This is a genomic window from Thermolongibacillus altinsuensis (genome assembly GCF_004341205.1).
Taxonomy (GTDB): domain Bacteria; phylum Bacillota; class Bacilli; order Bacillales; family Anoxybacillaceae; genus Thermolongibacillus; species Thermolongibacillus altinsuensis.
The window spans coordinates 12,875-28,826 of record NZ_SLUL01000007.1 but is presented as its reverse complement, the minus strand read 5'-3'; the positions used below and the strand labels follow the sequence as shown (position 1 = coordinate 28,826).

At 40.0% G+C, this 15,952-nt stretch carries 16 protein-coding genes; 13 read left to right on the top strand and 3 right to left on the bottom strand.

The genetic code is table 11. The features are described from left to right. The first annotated feature begins 18 nt into the window (after positions 1–18). From EDD69_RS07980 to EDD69_RS07965, 4 genes are all read left to right on the top strand, one after another. Entirely contained in the window at positions 19–1,998 is a 1,980-nt protein-coding gene (locus EDD69_RS07980; RefSeq protein WP_132948433.1) for a methyl-accepting chemotaxis protein, read from the top strand. A gap of 169 nt (positions 1,999–2,167) precedes the next feature. Then, the gene (locus EDD69_RS07975) at positions 2,168–2,485 is read left to right on the top strand and encodes a hypothetical protein (protein ID WP_132948432.1); all 318 of its coding nucleotides are present in this window, start codon (positions 2,168–2,170) and stop codon (positions 2,483–2,485) included. A gap of 123 nt (positions 2,486–2,608) precedes the next feature. Next, positions 2,609–3,382 (top strand): SDR family oxidoreductase, encoded by a 774-nt coding sequence (locus EDD69_RS07970; RefSeq protein ID WP_132948431.1) that lies wholly within the window; start codon positions 2,609–2,611, stop codon positions 3,380–3,382. A gap of 15 nt (positions 3,383–3,397) precedes the next feature. Beyond that, positions 3,398–4,264, top strand: coding sequence for an NAD(P)-dependent oxidoreductase (locus EDD69_RS07965; RefSeq protein ID WP_132948430.1), 867 nt, complete (start codon positions 3,398–3,400; stop codon positions 4,262–4,264). 7 nt (positions 4,265–4,271) lie between these two features. Here the strand turns inward: EDD69_RS07965 and EDD69_RS07960 are convergent, their stop codons facing one another. From EDD69_RS07960 to EDD69_RS15315, 3 genes are all read right to left on the bottom strand, one after another. Beyond that, positions 4,272–5,426, bottom strand: a complete 1,155-nt coding sequence (locus EDD69_RS07960; RefSeq protein ID WP_132948429.1) for an aminotransferase A — start codon at positions 5,424–5,426, stop codon at positions 4,272–4,274. A 133-nt stretch (positions 5,427–5,559) separates the two neighbouring features. After that, a complete protein-coding gene (locus tag EDD69_RS07955) occupies positions 5,560–5,799 on the bottom strand; it encodes an IDEAL domain-containing protein (RefSeq protein ID WP_132948428.1) in 240 nt (79 codons plus the stop codon). A 130-nt stretch (positions 5,800–5,929) separates the two neighbouring features. Beyond that, on the bottom strand, positions 5,930–6,079 hold the full coding sequence (locus EDD69_RS15315; protein ID WP_165871752.1) for a hypothetical protein: 150 nt from the start codon (positions 6,077–6,079) through the stop codon (positions 5,930–5,932). A 259-nt stretch (positions 6,080–6,338) separates the two neighbouring features. On the opposite strand from EDD69_RS15315, the gene EDD69_RS07950 reads away from it, so the two are divergent. The 9 genes from EDD69_RS07950 to EDD69_RS07910 all read left to right on the top strand — a co-directional run bounded on the left by EDD69_RS07950 (position 6,339) and on the right by EDD69_RS07910 (position 15,945). Further along, entirely contained in the window at positions 6,339–6,989 is a 651-nt protein-coding gene (locus EDD69_RS07950; RefSeq protein ID WP_132948427.1) for a glycoside hydrolase domain-containing protein, read from the top strand. Between the two features lie 73 nt (positions 6,990–7,062). Continuing rightward, positions 7,063–7,971 carry a chemotaxis protein gene (locus EDD69_RS07945; protein WP_132948426.1) on the top strand — a complete coding sequence of 303 codons (909 nt, stop codon included), beginning with the start codon at positions 7,063–7,065 and terminating at the stop codon, positions 7,969–7,971. 24 nt (positions 7,972–7,995) lie between these two features. Then, positions 7,996–9,612, top strand: a complete 1,617-nt coding sequence (locus EDD69_RS07940; RefSeq protein WP_132948425.1) for a diguanylate cyclase — start codon at positions 7,996–7,998, stop codon at positions 9,610–9,612. Between the two features lie 10 nt (positions 9,613–9,622). Further along, the gene (locus EDD69_RS07935; protein ID WP_132948424.1) at positions 9,623–9,865 is read left to right on the top strand and encodes a hypothetical protein; all 243 of its coding nucleotides are present in this window, start codon (positions 9,623–9,625) and stop codon (positions 9,863–9,865) included. Positions 9,866–9,918: 53 nt separating this feature from the next. After that, a complete protein-coding gene (locus EDD69_RS07930; RefSeq protein ID WP_132948423.1) occupies positions 9,919–10,293 on the top strand; it encodes a response regulator transcription factor in 375 nt (124 codons plus the stop codon). A 213-nt stretch (positions 10,294–10,506) separates the two neighbouring features. After that, positions 10,507–11,973 carry a spore germination protein gene (locus EDD69_RS07925; protein ID WP_132948422.1) on the top strand — a complete coding sequence of 489 codons (1,467 nt, stop codon included), beginning with the start codon at positions 10,507–10,509 and terminating at the stop codon, positions 11,971–11,973. After that, positions 11,973–13,064 carry a GerAB/ArcD/ProY family transporter gene (locus tag EDD69_RS07920; protein WP_132948421.1) on the top strand — a complete coding sequence of 364 codons (1,092 nt, stop codon included), beginning with the start codon at positions 11,973–11,975 and terminating at the stop codon, positions 13,062–13,064. The genes EDD69_RS07925 and EDD69_RS07920 overlap by 1 nt, the downstream gene beginning before the upstream one ends. 7 nt (positions 13,065–13,071) lie before the next feature. Further along, a complete protein-coding gene (locus tag EDD69_RS07915; protein ID WP_132948420.1) occupies positions 13,072–14,190 on the top strand; it encodes a Ger(x)C family spore germination protein in 1,119 nt (372 codons plus the stop codon). A gap of 99 nt (positions 14,191–14,289) precedes the next feature. Further along, on the top strand, positions 14,290–15,945 hold the full coding sequence (locus EDD69_RS07910) for a putative bifunctional diguanylate cyclase/phosphodiesterase (protein WP_132948419.1): 1,656 nt from the start codon (positions 14,290–14,292) through the stop codon (positions 15,943–15,945). Positions 15,946–15,952 lie beyond the last annotated feature (7 nt).

The window sequence follows — 15,952 nt, the reverse complement described above, 5'->3', positions numbered from 1 at the left end:
AAAAAAGGAGGATCTACATTGTTTCGCTCACTAAGAGTAAAATTAACGTTATTAATGGGGTTATTACTCATTGGCGCATTAATGATTTCTCAAACAGTCAATTATATGCAAATGGCATCGACAATAAAAAAAGATGCAAAAGCGAACGCAGAATTGCTTGTTAACAATCTAGTAGATGATGTCGAACATAGCTTTGATAGTCAAGAAGACGCGCTCAAACAATTTAGTCAGTCGCATTTATTACATACCTTTTTAAAGGAAGGAAATGACAAAGCTTGGAGTGACATCGATCGGCAATTCGAGACGTTTTTAAAGGTTCATTCGAAAGTGCAGCTCATTTATATCGGCACGCCAAAAGGGAAGATGTATGCAACGCCATTTACCGATTTTCCGCCTGATTATGATCCGACTTCTCGTCCTTGGTATAAAAAAGCGATTCAACATCCAGACAACGTTATTTGGACGGAGTCTTATGTTGATGTGGTGACGAAGGACTATATCGTCACGTTGGCTAAAGCGATTGTTGAAAATGGCCAAGTTTTAGGGGTCATCGGCATAGATTTATCACTAAATGCCTTGACTGAAATGATTGAGCAGTTTGATGTCGGTTATAAAGGGTATCCTGTTGTATTTGACCAAAACAAAGTCGCCATTGTTCATCCACAGTATAAAGGAAAAGATATGTCAGATAATCCAACCGTAAAAAAAATGTTTGAAAATGAAAACGGAGCATATGAATTTACGTTTGATGGCGAAAGACGGATGCTTTACTTTGCGACTATTCCGCAATTAAATTGGAAAGTTGCTGCCATTTATAAAGAACAAGATTTATTTGCAACGTTAAAGAAAATAGCTAAAACATCATGGACGATTGTTATTATAGTGACACTGCTCGCTTCGATGTTGATTTATCTCGTTGCTCGTTCGATTGTGAAGCCGATCATTCATTTGAAACAAAGGGTGCAACAAGTCGCTTCAGGAGATTTAACGGTGACCGTTGAAAAGAAAACGAACGACGAAGTGGGTGAACTGACCCATCATTTTAATGAGATGGTGAAAGAAATGCGCGCGCTTATCGGAGAAGTCAATCGTTCCGTTTCGCATTTAGGGGAAGCAGCTAATCATTTAAATGCTGTATCCGAAGAGACGATGGCGACGAGCGAACAAGTGACGACAGCCGTGAATGATATTGCGAAAGGAGTTTCCGAACAAGCGAGCGACTTAGATGAGATAAATAACCAAATGAATGATTTATCAAAAAAAATGGAAACGGTCACACAGTCAGCGGAGCGTGTGAAAGGATTATCGTCTGAGACGAAAGAAGCGAGTTATGAAGGATTGGAGAAATTAAATGTATTGCAATCGAAATCGACTGAAGCGCAAAGTGAACTGCGTTCTGTTGAAGCGGTCATCGATGATTTAGACGAAAAAATGAAGAAAATTGACGCCGTTATTCAAACCATTACCGATATTTCCGCGCAAACGAACTTGCTTGCGCTTAATGCGAGCATCGAGGCGGCGCGCGCGGGGGAGCATGGAAAAGGATTTGCTGTTGTGGCCGAGGAAGTGCGCAAGTTAGCTGAACAATCTGCGCAAGCGACTGAACAAATTCGCCAAACAATTATGTCCATTCAACAGCAGGCAGCGATGGCAACCGAAGCGGTTAGTAAAACGAAAACAATGAACGATCAACAACAAGCGGCTGTTCATGAAACAGCTGAGTCCTTTATGAAAATTGCAACGATGATGGAACAATTGGCAGAAGCGATTGAAAACATTTTTACACAAATTCATGATGTTAATAATAATAAAGAGCAAATGATGGCTGCATTGCAAAACCTTGCAGCAATTTCTGAACAATCAGCAGCTGCCGCTGAAGAAGTATCCGCTTCTTCCGATGAGCAGTTAAAAGCGCTAAGCACGGTGGCGGAGGCGGTAGAACGCCTAAACAGCATGAGCAAAACGTTGCAGCAGCTCATTCAACGCTTTCAACTTTAAAAAAATCGGGCGCATATGCCCGATTTTTTTTTATCGCTAATATCGCTCGATGAAATGATTTATTCACTATTCATATTTTTCTTCTTTCAGTATTTTTGAGCACAAGCAATTCTATTCAATTGTCTCATATAATAACACTACGATTCAGAAATAATCAAGGAGGTGTCAAATGAAATTATCCGTATGGGCAAAAGTGGTTTCAGGATTGTTTGAATTGATTTTAGCGATTCCGATCATTGGAGGATTAATCGTTATAGGGAACGGATATCTCCCTTTAACGATCGTGTTTTTCCTTCATTTAACGACATTAATCATTTGTGTCGCAGCGAAACATTCGTTTAAATCCAGTGTTTTAGGAATGATCACATCTTTGATTGCGTGGATTCCTGTGGTTGGATGGCTCTTTCATGGCTTAACATCGATCGCGTTATTCGTGAGCGCGTATCAAACTCGCAAGAAAATTTCTACTTCATCGTCAATCCAGTGAGATTGACGATTGTTTTATTTGGGAGGTAAATTGTAAATAAAAAAGGAATAATGAAAGAACAAATAAAGCAGAAGGAATCGAGTGGTCATTAGCGAATAAATAAGGAAGAAAGGAGAGAGGAAAATGAAAGGAAAAACAGCGATTGTCGTTGCATCAAGTCAAGGACTTGGCAAAGCGATTGCTCGTCAGCTTGTGTCTCAAGGAGCAAATGTGATGTTAGCAAGTCGAAATGAAGAGAAATTACGAAAAGCAGTCGAAGAGTTAAATGCGCTTTCTAAAGGGCGAGCGGCTTATGTCGTGACCGATGTAACGAAAAAAGAAATGATCGAGCATCTTGTTAATCAGACGGTCGAAATGTTTGGTAACATTCATTTTTTAGTGAATAATGCGGGAGGACCGCCGCCAGGAACGATTACAACATTAACGGACGAAAACTGGCAACAAGCGTTTGAGTTAAATTTACTTAGTTATGTGCGCATGATTCGTGAAGCATTGCCGCATTTAAAAAAGACAAAAGGTAAAATCATTAATATTGCTTCTTCGTCCATTAAAGAGCCGATTCCAGGACTTATTCTTTCCAATACGTTTCGAATGGGAATCGTTGGGCTCACAAAAACGCTTGCCCAAGAATTAGCACCGTACGGCATTTTAATTAATACGGTCGCTCCAGGCAGAATTGCGACAGAGCGCGTCGCTTTTTTAGATGAGCAAAACGCAAAAAAACTTGGCATCACAAAAGAAGAGATGGAAGCGCGCATGAAAGCGATGATTCCGCTTGGCAGATACGGTACGCCAGAAGAGTTTGCGAACGTCGTTACATTTTTGCTTTCAGATGCCAATACATATATGACAGGGCAGTCATTTTTAGTGGACGGCGGCATGGTGAAAGCGATTTAGAAAGGAGAACAGTGAATGAGAACCATCGGGTTTATCGGCCTTGGTGTGATGGGAAAGAGCATGGCGCGCCATTTGTTAAAAGCAGGCTATTCTCTTCTTGTTTATACGCGCACGAAGGAGAAGGCGGTGGACCTTTTACAAGAAGGTGCGATTTGGAAAGACACCGTTGCGGACGTTGCCAAAGAAGCGGATGCGGTTATTACAATGGTTGGAGATCCGCATGATGTGGAAGAGGTGTATTTTGGTGCGAGCGGATTAATTGCTCATGCGCGAGAAGGTACGTACTTGATCGATATGACGACATCCAAACCCTCTTTGGCTGTTCAAATTTATGAAGCGGCAAAAGAAAGAAGTTTATTTGCGCTTGATGCTCCTGTATCGGGTGGTGATATTGGGGCACGGGAAGGAAAACTTACCATTATGGTTGGCGGCGATGAAGAAGCATTTCATGCGTGCTATCCGCTTTTTTCATGCATGGGTACAAACATTGTATGGCAAGGAAAAGCGGGTGCAGGGCAGCATACAAAAATGTGCAATCAAATCGCCATTGCAACGAATATGATCGGCGTGTGTGAAGCGCTAGCCTATGCGCAACGCACTGGATTGGATGCTAAACGTGTGCTCGAGACGATCTCTACGGGCGCGGCAGGAAGCTGGTCGCTTACTCATTTGGCTCCGCGCATGTTGGCGGGCGACTTTTCGCCAGGTTTTTACGTTAAGCATTTCATTAAAGATATGGGCATCGCGTTGGCAGAAGCTGAAGCGTTGCAATTAAATCTTCCTGGTTTAGCGCTCGCGAAAAAACTGTACGAACAATTGGCTGAGCGCGGGGAAGAAAAAAGCGGAACACAAGCATTATATAAGCTTTATGTGGAATGGTAAAAAGGTGTCAATGTGCGACACCTTTTTTTATGTATCGTTCTAAACGATCTAATCCTTCTTTTAACGTATCAAGCGAATATGCATAAGAGATGCGAATGTATCCTTCTCCGTATGATGAAAAAGCGCTGCCAGGGACGACTGCGACTTTTGCTTCTTTCGCTAGTTGTAAAGCAAACGCGAAAGATGATTCATGAAATGGACGAATGGAAGGAAAGATGTAAAACGCTCCGTTTGGTTTTTCGACTTCAAAGCCGATGTCGATTAATCGTTCATATACATAATTCATGCGCTGTTTATATTCTTTTTTCATTTCGGCTGCATCATTCATTCCTGTCGTTAAGGCAGCAAGCGCCGCTTTTTGTGAAATCGATGCGCTGCAAGAAACGTTATATTGATGAACTTTTAACATTTCTTTGCTCAACCATGCAGGCGCAAATACAAATCCGATGCGAAAACCGGTCATTGAATGGGATTTGCTTAATCCGTTGACGACAATTGTTTGTTCGCGCAGCCATTTTGCAATCGATTGATGTGTACCAGTAAACACGAGTTCGCTATAAATTTCATCGGATAACACCCAGATTGGCTTATGCTGCAGTAGTAACGCAATTTCTTTCAGCTCTTCCTCTGATAATGTTGCTCCAGTTGGATTGGATGGGTAAGGTAAAACGATACAACGCGTCTTTTCGTTAATAAAAGGTTTTAATAATTCAGCAGAAAGGCGAAATCCATTTTGTCGCGTATCCACATATACAGGTTTTGCACCACATAGTTTAATAATCGGTTCGTATCCCGGATATACAGGAGCTGGTAAAATTACTTCTGTTCCTTCTTCTAAAATGGTGCGAAAGGCCACATCGATCGCTTCACTTGCACCGACGGTTACAATGACTTCATCTTCGTTATAATGCAAGTCGTATTTTGTTTGAACGAAGCGGCAAGCGGCCTTTCTTAGTTCGGGAAAACCTGCGTTATGTGTATATGTTGTAAAGTTTTCGTCAAGCGCTTGTTTTGTTGCCTCTTTAATATGATGGGGAGTTGGGAAGTCTGGCTGTCCAATTGTGAGTGAAATCATGTTTGGATCGTTCGCGACAAGGTTAAAAAATTTTCTTATTCCAGAAATTTCAATTTCTTGAACGCGCGGATTGATTGACAGCTTCATTTGTTGCACACCTTTCTGAAAAATAATGATGTTATTCATTTTACATGATCCGATAAAAAAGGTGAACGTTTTGCAGACAAGTTTGCAAAAAACGTTCACCTTATCTCCTTAAACCATTCATCTTCACATTCGATCATGAACGAACGTCCTCCAGATGGCGATAGCGTGATCGCAATTCATTATATTGTGTCGAGAGCGTTAAAAATAAGGATTCATCTTTTGAAATGAGCGCCTTATCAATTTTTTTCATTAATTGTTCCTTTTCATAGCGAAACAGCGCTTGCTCAATCACGAGTTGTGCTGCTTGTTCATAAGGATTTTTCTGCTCATTTGGCTGAGAAATGAGAGTCATTTCGTTGTATTTTTCATACATCTTTCATTCCCCCTTAGCGAGAAGAATACTCTTCTCCCTTTTCTACATTATAATTACTTTTTTGTAAATTGTAAATAAAATTTAGATAAATAAAAAAATAAAAAATCTCGGTCAAAAGACCGAGAAGATTTCAATATCCATAATCCCAATCGATATCTTCTTCACGCCAAAAAACGGCTGTTTTTTCATCCTTACAAAGCGAGTCTAGTTCTTCTTTTTCAACGTCTTCGATAACGGTGATGGTATGATCTTCGTTGAAAAGAATGGCTAAGCCTTTCATCGTTACCCCTTCTCTTTTCATGATTTTATCAACAATCGTATTCTATTCTTATTTTCTTTCAACGTCTAGATACGCCTCGGAAAATTCATAAATCCGTCAACATTTCTGTATTTTCGAAATTTGTTGGGGATATAGCCTTTAAAAAAGTGGACGAAGAACCATTATGATGAGATCAGTCATCAAAAAATCAAAATTTTTATTAGACAGGCGCTTTTGCCATATACATAGAAGAGAAATGGATAATGAGGAGGATGGGAATATGGCAAGAGCGATTTGGGGTGTTGATTCAGCAGCGAAAGTGACGGAGGCATTGTTTTTTTGCGTAAAAAATGAATTGGGGTATCCGAAGTTTTGGGGGAGGTATTTAACGTATGTTCCGAATGTGTCCGATGGGTTAACGAAAGAAGAAATTGCGCTTATTCGGCGATACGGTATGAAAGTGGCGCCAATTTATAACGTGATTCGTGAAGCGACGGAATATGAAAAAGGTAAAATAGCTGCTCGCAATGCGATTTTTCATGCACAACGGCTCGGAATTCCAAAAAATAAAGCGATCTTTGCTAATATTGAAGATTATTTTTCTGTTGATGAGTCGTGGATTCGTGGATGGGTGGATACGTTTTATACGAGCGGCTATCGCCCTGGAATTTATGCGGATATGGTGAAAGGTGATTTTGCAGGTGCGTATTGTGAAGCGGTAAAGAAAAGCGAACGTGTCTCCCAACAAACTGTTCTTTGGAGTTCTTCTCCCCGTCCTGGGACGACAAAAGAAGAAAAAGCGCCCGCGTATCGGCCGAACGCGCCAAATTGTCGATCCAACGTATGGATTTGGCAATATGGGAGAGATGCACAAGAATGTCCAATTGATACAAATGTTGCGGATCGTCGTGTGTTGGACTATCTATATTAAAATTTTTTCATCCTTTCTATTTTTTATATGATAAAATAACAGTAAAATGTCGATGGTATTGGGGGATTTGTCAATGTTAGACAATAAAAATGGGATTTTATTGGAAAGTGGAACAAATGAACTGGAAATCGTTGAATTCGGAATAGGGAATAATCGCTTTGCGATCAATGTCATTAAAGTAAAAGAAATTATTAATCCGGTGCCGCCAACGAAAGTACCGCACGCTCATCCGTATATTGAGGGAATCATTGAGCTTCGTGGTGAGGTGTTACCGCTTATTGATATTGCGAAAGCGCTTGGTTTTCCGCCTTCGGAAAATCCAGAGCATGATAAATATATTGTTGCGGAGTTTAATCAGCAAAAAGTTGTCTTTCATGTACACAGCGTTACGCAAATTCATCGCATTTCATGGAAGCAAATTGAAAAACCTTCACAAATGTACCAAGGGCTAGATAGCCAAATTATCGGTGTGATTAAGTTAAATGGACAGATGATTTTATTGTTAGATTTTGAAAAAATTGTGGTTGATATTAATCCAGAGTCAGGAATTAACGTGAACCAAGTAAAAAAATTAGGAAAGCGTGAACGTTCGAATAAAAAAATTGTCGTTGCGGAAGATTCTCCTTTATTAAGAAAACTGCTTCATGATACGCTTGGGGAAGCAGGATATGTGTACATCGAATTTTTCGAAAATGGGGAAGATGCGCTTCGCTATTTGCATTCTATTGTTGAAGAAGGAAAATCGATTGAAAGCGAAGTGCAACTGGTCATTACGGATATTGAAATGCCACAAATGGATGGCCACCATTTAACGAAGCGCATTCGTGAAGATGAACGGTTGCAAAAATTACCTGTTATCATTTTCTCGTCGTTAATTACGGATGATCTTCGTCATAAAGGTGAAAGAGTAGGAGCAACCGCGCAAGTGAGCAAGCCAGAAATTGCGGAACTTGTGAAAGTGATTGACCAATATATTTTATAAAATACTATGTAGCAGGGGATGCAAATGGATAAATACAGCAAATATAAGGTCCATTTCTTAAGAAACATTCGTAAGCGATTAGAAGAATGGGAAAATGTTGAAACAATCCCGCATCAAGATGTGTATCGTCTGCTGCATTCGATTGCAGGAACAGCAACGATGATCGGTTTAACCGAAGTAGGGGAATATGCCCGCAAATTAATGAATGAATGGTCGGAACATGACGATAAGCAGTGGACAAGAGGCGAGGTAAAGCAATATTTAGCTCATCTTTTAAAGCTATGTTATGAAAATGAAGAGGGGCCATCGCTTATTTCGGCTGAACACTATGTGAAAAAGGGAGAAGAACCGACCATTCTTCTCATTGATGACGATCTCTCTTTTTTAATGTATGTGAAAGAATATTTGGAACAAATTGGTTGGTATGTTGTGGCCATTGCTGATCCGATGAAAGCCATTGTTTCTTTTTATGATGTTCGGCCTGATTGTGTCGTGATCGATATTCATATGAATAAAAAAACGGGATTCGAAATTCTTACATTTCTAAAAGAAAAACTAAAACAGCAGTTTGTTCCTATGGTGATGGTGAGCGTCGATTGTGAAAAAGAAACAAGAATGAAAAGTTACGAAATGGGTGCGGATGACTTTATTCCAAAACCGTTTGACATGGATGAATTTATTGTCCGCATTCGTCGTCAACTAGAGCGAAAAAAATTAATCGACGAATTGTTGCTGCTCGATGAACTAACACATGTATACAATCGAAAATATTTAAAACAAATTTATGAACAACTGAAAAACGAATGGCTTCGTTCAGGAGAGACATTTTGTCTTGCGGTGTTAGATCTCGATTATTTCAAACAGATCAATGATCGTTACGGACACTTAATGGGAGATGTTGTTTTAAAACAATTTGCTCATTTTTTAAAAACAAGCACACGTGCTAGCGATGTTGTCGTTCGCTTTGGTGGTGAAGAATTTATCATCGTCTTTCCGAAGACGGAGCTAGATGTGGCGTTTTCGATTTTAGAACGATTGAAGGCGACGTTTAGTAAACAAACATTTCAAAGTGAAGATGAAACGTTCTCATGCACATTTTCATGTGGAATTGTTGAAGTGACGAAGCCGACAGAGCCGCTTGAGCATTGGTTAAGCTTAGCTGATTCGGCTTTATATGACGCCAAAAATAGCGGAAGAAATTGCATTAAATTATCCAAAACGACAGATTTACCTTCTTATCGCAAAGTAATCAAAATTGCTGTTGTTGATGATGATGCCATTATTCGTGCCATTATGACTGATCTTCTGCAAAAATTGCCAACAAACGGAAAATTCGCTTATGATATTCAGACGTTTAAAGATGGGGCAGAATTTATTGGCTCCGATTGGCATCGAGGCGATTTTCCATGCCTTGTCATTTTAGATGGGGTCATGCCGAAGATGGACGGCTTGGAAGTATTACAATTGTTGCGTAACCAAAAAGATTCTGCGCGTTACAAGATTATCATGTTGACATCACGAAACAGCGAGAAAGATATCGCGCGTGCGCTCGAGTTCGGAGCAGATGACTATATTACAAAACCGTTTAACTGGCTTGAACTAGAAGCGAGAATTCGACATATGTTAAAGAGAATGAATTAAGTAGTACGAAATGAGACGATCGATTTCGCCATGTTCGTACTTATTCTTTTTTCATGCGTCATTTGCAAGCAAAATCGGACAAGAAACTGGCTATTTGCATGATATGAAACAAGCGCATACGAAGCTGATTTTAGTTGCTGAATTCGGTGCGCCTCGACGGCATGGATTGAAATTGATCGGGGTGTGCCAAGAACATGAGAAAAAGTTTTTGGATATTCGCAAGTTGCAAGTTGGAACGATTCCGAGCAACTGATTATATGGTGAAAGAATTGTGTGCAAATAGCGAGTAAAGGGGAGAAAGGAAGGATGGCAAAAATTTTATTGGCAGAGGATGAAGAAGTGTTACGCATGCTTGTTGTCGATACGCTTGAAGATGAAGGGCATGAAATTGATGAGGCTTGTGATGGAGAGGAAGCGATCAAACTCATTAAGCAAAACGATTACGATCTTATTTTGCTTGATTATATGATGCCGATTTATACGGGGCTTGAAGTGATTCAATACATAAGGCAAATCCTTGAAAAAAAAGATGTAAAAATTATGATGCTGTCGACAAAAAGTCAGCAAGCGGATCAACAGCGCGTTCTCGAGGCAGGGGCGAATTATTTTATGGCAAAGCCGTATAGCCCACTTGAGTTGGTAAAACAAATCGAGGCGATTTTAAATGGAGAAGATGCGTAATTATTTTCGCGAAAGCTTAGCGCGGCGGTTTGTCGGATTGATGAGCATTTTTATCGGGTTTTTTTTCGTAGGGAGAGTTTAATTAAAAGACAGCGGCCGATGGAAGATGAGGAAAAGAGGTTGTCGAGAGGACAGCCTCTTTTTTTTGTTGGAATAAATGAACAAAATCGTTACACACTATAAAAAATGGCATCGGTGGAAAAGGTGAAAACGATGTTTTTGAAAAAAAAGAAAATCGTGGATGAAGTAATCGAAAAACTTTATCGCTCTCCGGACTTAACGCGTCGCCGTATCGAGAGAAATGGACAAAAAATTTCACTATTGTTTTTAAAAAATTTAGTGAATCCTACGCAATTGCAACAAAGCGTGTTGCAATCGATTCAAAATATTGAATTGCCGTTAACGGCGGCGACCATCGCCAAAACGATTCCAATCGGTCAAGTTCACATTTGTCAAGATGTTGACATCATTACTGCCCATTTAATTGAAGGATGGGTGTATGTATGTGTGGAGCAGGAGCAAAATGGGGTATTGCTCAACGTTTCCGAGAAAGTGGAACGTTCGCTAGAAAAGGCGGAAACGGAATCGCTTGTCTTCGGTCCGAAAATTTCGTTTACGGAATCGCTTTCGACGAACATTCGCATTTTGCGCAATAATGTGAACGATGAACAGCTCGTTACAGAAGAGATGATTATCGGTAAACGAAATAAATTGCCTGTGCGCATTGTATATATTCAAGATATTGCGGATCCTGACAACGTTCAAACGGTGAAACAACGATTGAGCGAATTAGATGTCGACGATGTGACCGACAGTTCGGTATTAGCGCAAATGTTGGATGATCATTCATTTTCCATTTTTCCGCAATATTTAATGACTGAATTGCCCGATCGCCTTTCGTATAGCTTATTAAAGGGGAGAATTGGCATTTTGGTTGATCGCAGTCCGACTGTGATCATCTGCCCGACAACGTTTTTTAGTTTTTTTGAAACGACAGAGGACATTTATTTGCGCTGGACGATGAGTACGGTGCTACGCGTGATGCGCATGCTTGGCATTTTAACATCGATTTTTTTATCACCGATTTATGTAGCCGTCATTACGTATCATTATGAACTCATCCCGTCCGATTTGTTATTAACGATCGGCGAATCACGCTCTCGCGTGCCGTTTCCTCCTGTACTAGAAGCGCTTTTGCTTGAATTTATGATCGAGCTTTTACGCGAAGCGGGCGCTCGCTTGCCGACAAAAGTTGGCCAAACGATGGGCATCGTCGGCGGGATTGTCCTCGGCCAAGCAGCAGTCGATGCAGGATTTACGAGCAATTTATTAATTATCATCGTCTCATTAAGTGCACTTGGTTCGTTTACGGCACCGAGCTACGAAATGGGAACGGCGATTCGCATTCTTCGTTTTCCGATCATTATTCTTGCGGCAATGTGGGGATTAATCGGCATCATAATTGGGATCTGTGTGCTCATTGTTCATTTATTAAAGTTAACATCGCTAGGTCGTCCGTATTTATCGCCGATCTATCCGTTTCGCTTTGCTGATTTGAAATATTCACTCGTTCGTTTGCCGCAACAATTTTATTATAAGCGTCCGATTTCGAACCGCGTTCAAAACAAATATCGTTTTTCGTGGAAAGATAGCAAAAAGAGAAAGGATCTCGATGAGTGATGGGCATAGCGAAGGAACGAACGCTCCTTAACGTTTATTTAGTCATGTTTCTTGTTCATACGTCGCAAATTGGTCTCGGCATCATCGGCGTGCAACGCGTCATTTTCGTTGAAGCGAAACAAGACGCATGGATTGCTGTCATCATTAGCGGTTTGCTTGTCCACTTGATCATCTGGATCATTTGCAAAACATTGCAAGCGACCGAACATGATGATATTTTTTCGCTTCATACGTTTGTCTATGGAAAAACGATCGGAGCTGTTATGAATCTTCTTTTCATTGCATACTTATTGTTGGCATACACATCGATTGCGCTCGGATATGTTGAAATGGTGCTGACATGGATGTATCCTGACTTTCCGCTATCAGGCGGCGTGCTTATTTTAATTGTTTTAACGATCTATGCATTATACGGAGGAGGCATTCGTCTCGCGGCTGGAGTTAGTTTTATTACGTTTTTTTTAACGATTTGGATTGTCGTTTTGATGTTTGCACCGCTTAAGTATGCGGAATGGATTCATTTATTGCCGATATTGGAAGCGACGCCATCTCAAATGGCAAGAGGTGTATTCAAAACAACGTATACGATGCTTGGATTTGAAATTTTGTATGTGGTGTACCCATTTATTAAAGAGAAAGAAAAGGTGTTAAAATTTGCGCAAATCGGCGTCTTTTTTACGACGTTTCTCATAACGGCTGCTACCGTCTTTGCCATTGTTTTTTTTAGTCCAAAACAGCTCGAAGTGACGATTTGGGCTTCATTGTCGATGTTTACGATCGTCAAATTTTCGTTTATTGAACGATTTGAGTATGTATTGATCCCTCTTTGGCTGCTTGTTATTTTTCCGAATTTAGTGCTATTTATGTGGGCGGTGACGCGCGGAGGCAAGGCAGTGTTTCATTTAAAGCAAAAATATGGGTTGTTTTTTTTTAGTGCTCTTGCCTTTTTCATTGCGATTTCTTTTGCAAAAAGAGCGACGATTAACGAATTCATTGATCAGGTCGGTTATTACGGTTTCGGTTTTAGTTTTGTCTATCCGTTTTTTCTTTACACGTTCGTAAAAATAAAGAAGCGCTTTCGAAAAAGGTGAAATGATCATGAAATGGTGGATTGTGATATGGATGATGTTGGCTGGATGTGTTGAACCGCGCATTTTGGAAGAGCAAGGGATTTTTACTGCAGTAGGATTTGATAAAGTGGGGGAGCGGTATAAAGCCTCTTCGGTGATGCTTTCATTTCGTTCGCAACGCTCATCAAGGTCCGAAGTCATTCAGGCAACGAATGTGACAAGTAAAGGAACAAGGCAAGATTTAGAAGCTCAAACAAGCCACAATTTAGGATCCGGACAGTTACGTGTCGTTTTATACGGCAAAGAATTAGCAGAAAAAGAAGGGATTTTTCTGTTCACCGACACGTTTCGGCGTGATGCTAACATTGGTTCACTCGTTTACTTGGCAGTAGCTGAATCGAGTGCGGAAGAGATCGTAAAAAGCAAAAAACTTGAAGATGTTCCCGATATCGGTACGTATTTGTATCGGCTTATTGAAAAAAATCTAAAAAGCGAGTCGCTTTTAGCTGCCACGCTTCACGAATTTATTGCCAGTTATTATGATGTAGGAAAGGATCCTATTCTTCCTTATCTTTCTTTGCAAGATGGAAAACCCATTATTAAGTACGTCGCTTTATTTCATCGAGACCGCTTTGTAGGAAAAATTCGTTTAGATGAAAGCTTTTACATCAAATTGCTTTCTAAAAAATATAATGCCGGAATGAAAAATATTATAATCCCCCGAAAAAACATTGCTCCGATTCTATTGAATAAAGACGAACTCGAAAAAAACATCAAATTTGTGTTAAATGAAATTCGCTCGGATAGCAAAATCAAACTTGTTTCCGCCGAACCTGTTCCATCTTTTCGCATCCATGTAAAAATGGACGCTGAAATATTGGAAATTTCCGAGAAAATTAAACCCTTTACGAAGAAAAATATCAACATGTTAGAAAAAGCGATTGAAAAACAAATGAAGCATGAAATTGATCGCCTTCTTAAAAAACTAAAGAAGCATAACGCCGATCCAATCGGGTTTGGGCAAATATATGATCACTCCCTTCGACGTTATGAATTGACGAATCAAAAGTGGGATGAACGATATAAAAAAGCAAAAATCGATGTTCGCGTCGACATCAATATTTTACGGACGGGAACGATTGACTGAGGTCAAGTTAACGAAAAATTATGTATTTCAATTGTTTTACCGATATGGTTTAATTAAGGAAGGAGGATATAAATTTGACAAATAGGTGAGGAAATCAACATGATTGACAAAAAAAATAGTTTGCTTGTCCACGATGCGACTGCGCAAGAGGTGGAAGCGATCGGTCAACTTTTTGAACGCAGCACGATTTTAATCATTACGAATGAGCAAGGAAAAATTACGTTCGTGAACGAAGTGTTTGCAAAATCATTTGGACTTGATGTTGACGCTGCACGTGGACAAGAATTGACAGCATATATCTCGAATGCACATGAAGCGTTACAAGCAACTCGAAGTGGGAACGTTTGGCGCGGAGCGTTACAAATAGATGATGCGGCTGTTTATGTGAACGTCATTCCTTTTGATGAACAGGCGCTTTGGATTGGCTATTATATAGAACAGTGGCAGATGGAGAGGCACCATACTTCCCCTTTTTATGATCAACGAACCGGTTTATTTTCTTATTCGCAATTGTTGCATGCAATGAGTACGCTTGTCAAAAAAAATCGCCCATTTGTCCTTTTGTCCATTAATTTGGATCGCTTTAAATTTATTAACGATTTGCTGGGATATGAGTATGGGGATGTCCTATTAAAGCAGGTGGCGAATCGCTTAAAAAATGTGTTTGATTCGCATATACTAGCTCACTATCAACAAGATCAATTTTTTTTAATTGTTGAAACAGATGAAGAGAAAAAAGCTGAAACGATCGCTAAACAAATTTTGCAGTTGTTTATGAAACCTTTTCAGCTTGAGCATCATGAATTAACGGTTTCGCCGAGCATCGGAATCAGCTTTTTTCCGAAGCATAGCGATAATGTAACGACTTTGATGACGCTTGCAGATCTTGCGCTTGAAACAGTAAAAGAAAGCGGCGGAAACGGCTATTGTTTTTATACGAACGAAATCAAAAAAATGAACGAAGAAAAGTTATACATTCAAAACAGCATTCGTAAAGCGCTTGAAAACAATGAATTTACCCTTTATTATCAGCCGATTATTGACATTTCTTCAGGAAACGTGGATGCAGTCGAAGCGCTCATTCGATGGAATCATCCAAAATTAGGACCGATTTCGCCAGCGACGTTTATTCCGATTGCAGAAGAAACGAACTTAATTCAATTGATTGGCGATTGGGTATTGCGTGAAGTATGTCGGCAAAGCAAAGAATGGAAAAAGAAAAACATGCCGCACATCCAGATCGCTGTGAATATTTCAATTAAACAATTTTTACAAGCGGATTTGGTGCAAAGCATCTCAAATGTGTTACAAACGTACAATTTGGATCCGTTTTGTTTAAAATTGGAAATTACTGAAAGCATGGCGATGCATCATATGGATTACGTTCGCGCGCAACTGCAATCGTTAAAAGAACTAGGAATTCAATTAGCGATCGATGATTTTGGGACAGGCTATTCATCGTTGAGCTATTTAAAGAAGCTTCCTGTTGATATGATTAAAATTGATCGTACGTTTATTCAAGATATGGTAAAGCATTCATACGATTTATCGATCGTTCGCGCCGTCATTCAGGTGGCGCATAGCTTAAATATGAAAGTGGTGGCTGAAGGGGTCGAGACGAGCGAGCAACTAAAGATCTTGTGTTCGGAAAGATGCGATAAAGCGCAAGGGTATTATTTCAGCAAACCTCTTTTAGCGAAAGAATTAGAACAGCTGCTTCAAAATAAAATGAAATTAGAAGGGCGATCTCAATAAGAGGCCG

What these genes read in the sequence shown, in the direction of transcription:
- EDD69_RS07975 (WP_132948432.1), top strand. Translation starts at nt 2,168, where the DNA reads ATGAAATTATCCGTATGGGCAAAAGTGGTTTCAGGATTGTTTGAATTG.
- EDD69_RS07970 (WP_132948431.1), top strand. Translation starts at nt 2,609, where the DNA reads ATGAAAGGAAAAACAGCGATTGTCGTTGCATCAAGTCAAGGACTTGGC.
- EDD69_RS07965 (WP_132948430.1), top strand. Translation starts at nt 3,398, where the DNA reads ATGAGAACCATCGGGTTTATCGGCCTTGGTGTGATGGGAAAGAGCATG.
- EDD69_RS07960 (WP_132948429.1), bottom strand. Translation starts at nt 5,426, where the DNA reads ATGAAGCTGTCAATCAATCCGCGCGTTCAAGAAATTGAAATTTCTGGA.
- EDD69_RS07955 (WP_132948428.1), bottom strand. Translation starts at nt 5,799, where the DNA reads ATGTATGAAAAATACAACGAAATGACTCTCATTTCTCAGCCAAATGAG.
- EDD69_RS15315 (WP_165871752.1), bottom strand. Translation starts at nt 6,079, where the DNA reads ATGAAAGGCTTAGCCATTCTTTTCAACGAAGATCATACCATCACCGTT.
- EDD69_RS07950 (WP_132948427.1), top strand. Translation starts at nt 6,339, where the DNA reads ATGGCAAGAGCGATTTGGGGTGTTGATTCAGCAGCGAAAGTGACGGAG.
- EDD69_RS07945 (WP_132948426.1), top strand. Translation starts at nt 7,063, where the DNA reads ATGTTAGACAATAAAAATGGGATTTTATTGGAAAGTGGAACAAATGAA.
- EDD69_RS07940 (WP_132948425.1), top strand. Translation starts at nt 7,996, where the DNA reads ATGGATAAATACAGCAAATATAAGGTCCATTTCTTAAGAAACATTCGT.
- EDD69_RS07935 (WP_132948424.1), top strand. Translation starts at nt 9,623, where the DNA reads ATGAGACGATCGATTTCGCCATGTTCGTACTTATTCTTTTTTCATGCG.
- EDD69_RS07930 (WP_132948423.1), top strand. Translation starts at nt 9,919, where the DNA reads ATGGCAAAAATTTTATTGGCAGAGGATGAAGAAGTGTTACGCATGCTT.
- EDD69_RS07925 (WP_132948422.1), top strand. Translation starts at nt 10,507, where the DNA reads ATGTTTTTGAAAAAAAAGAAAATCGTGGATGAAGTAATCGAAAAACTT.
- EDD69_RS07920 (WP_132948421.1), top strand. Translation starts at nt 11,973, where the DNA reads ATGGGCATAGCGAAGGAACGAACGCTCCTTAACGTTTATTTAGTCATG.
- EDD69_RS07915 (WP_132948420.1), top strand. Translation starts at nt 13,072, where the DNA reads ATGAAATGGTGGATTGTGATATGGATGATGTTGGCTGGATGTGTTGAA.
- EDD69_RS07910 (WP_132948419.1), top strand. Translation starts at nt 14,290, where the DNA reads ATGATTGACAAAAAAAATAGTTTGCTTGTCCACGATGCGACTGCGCAA.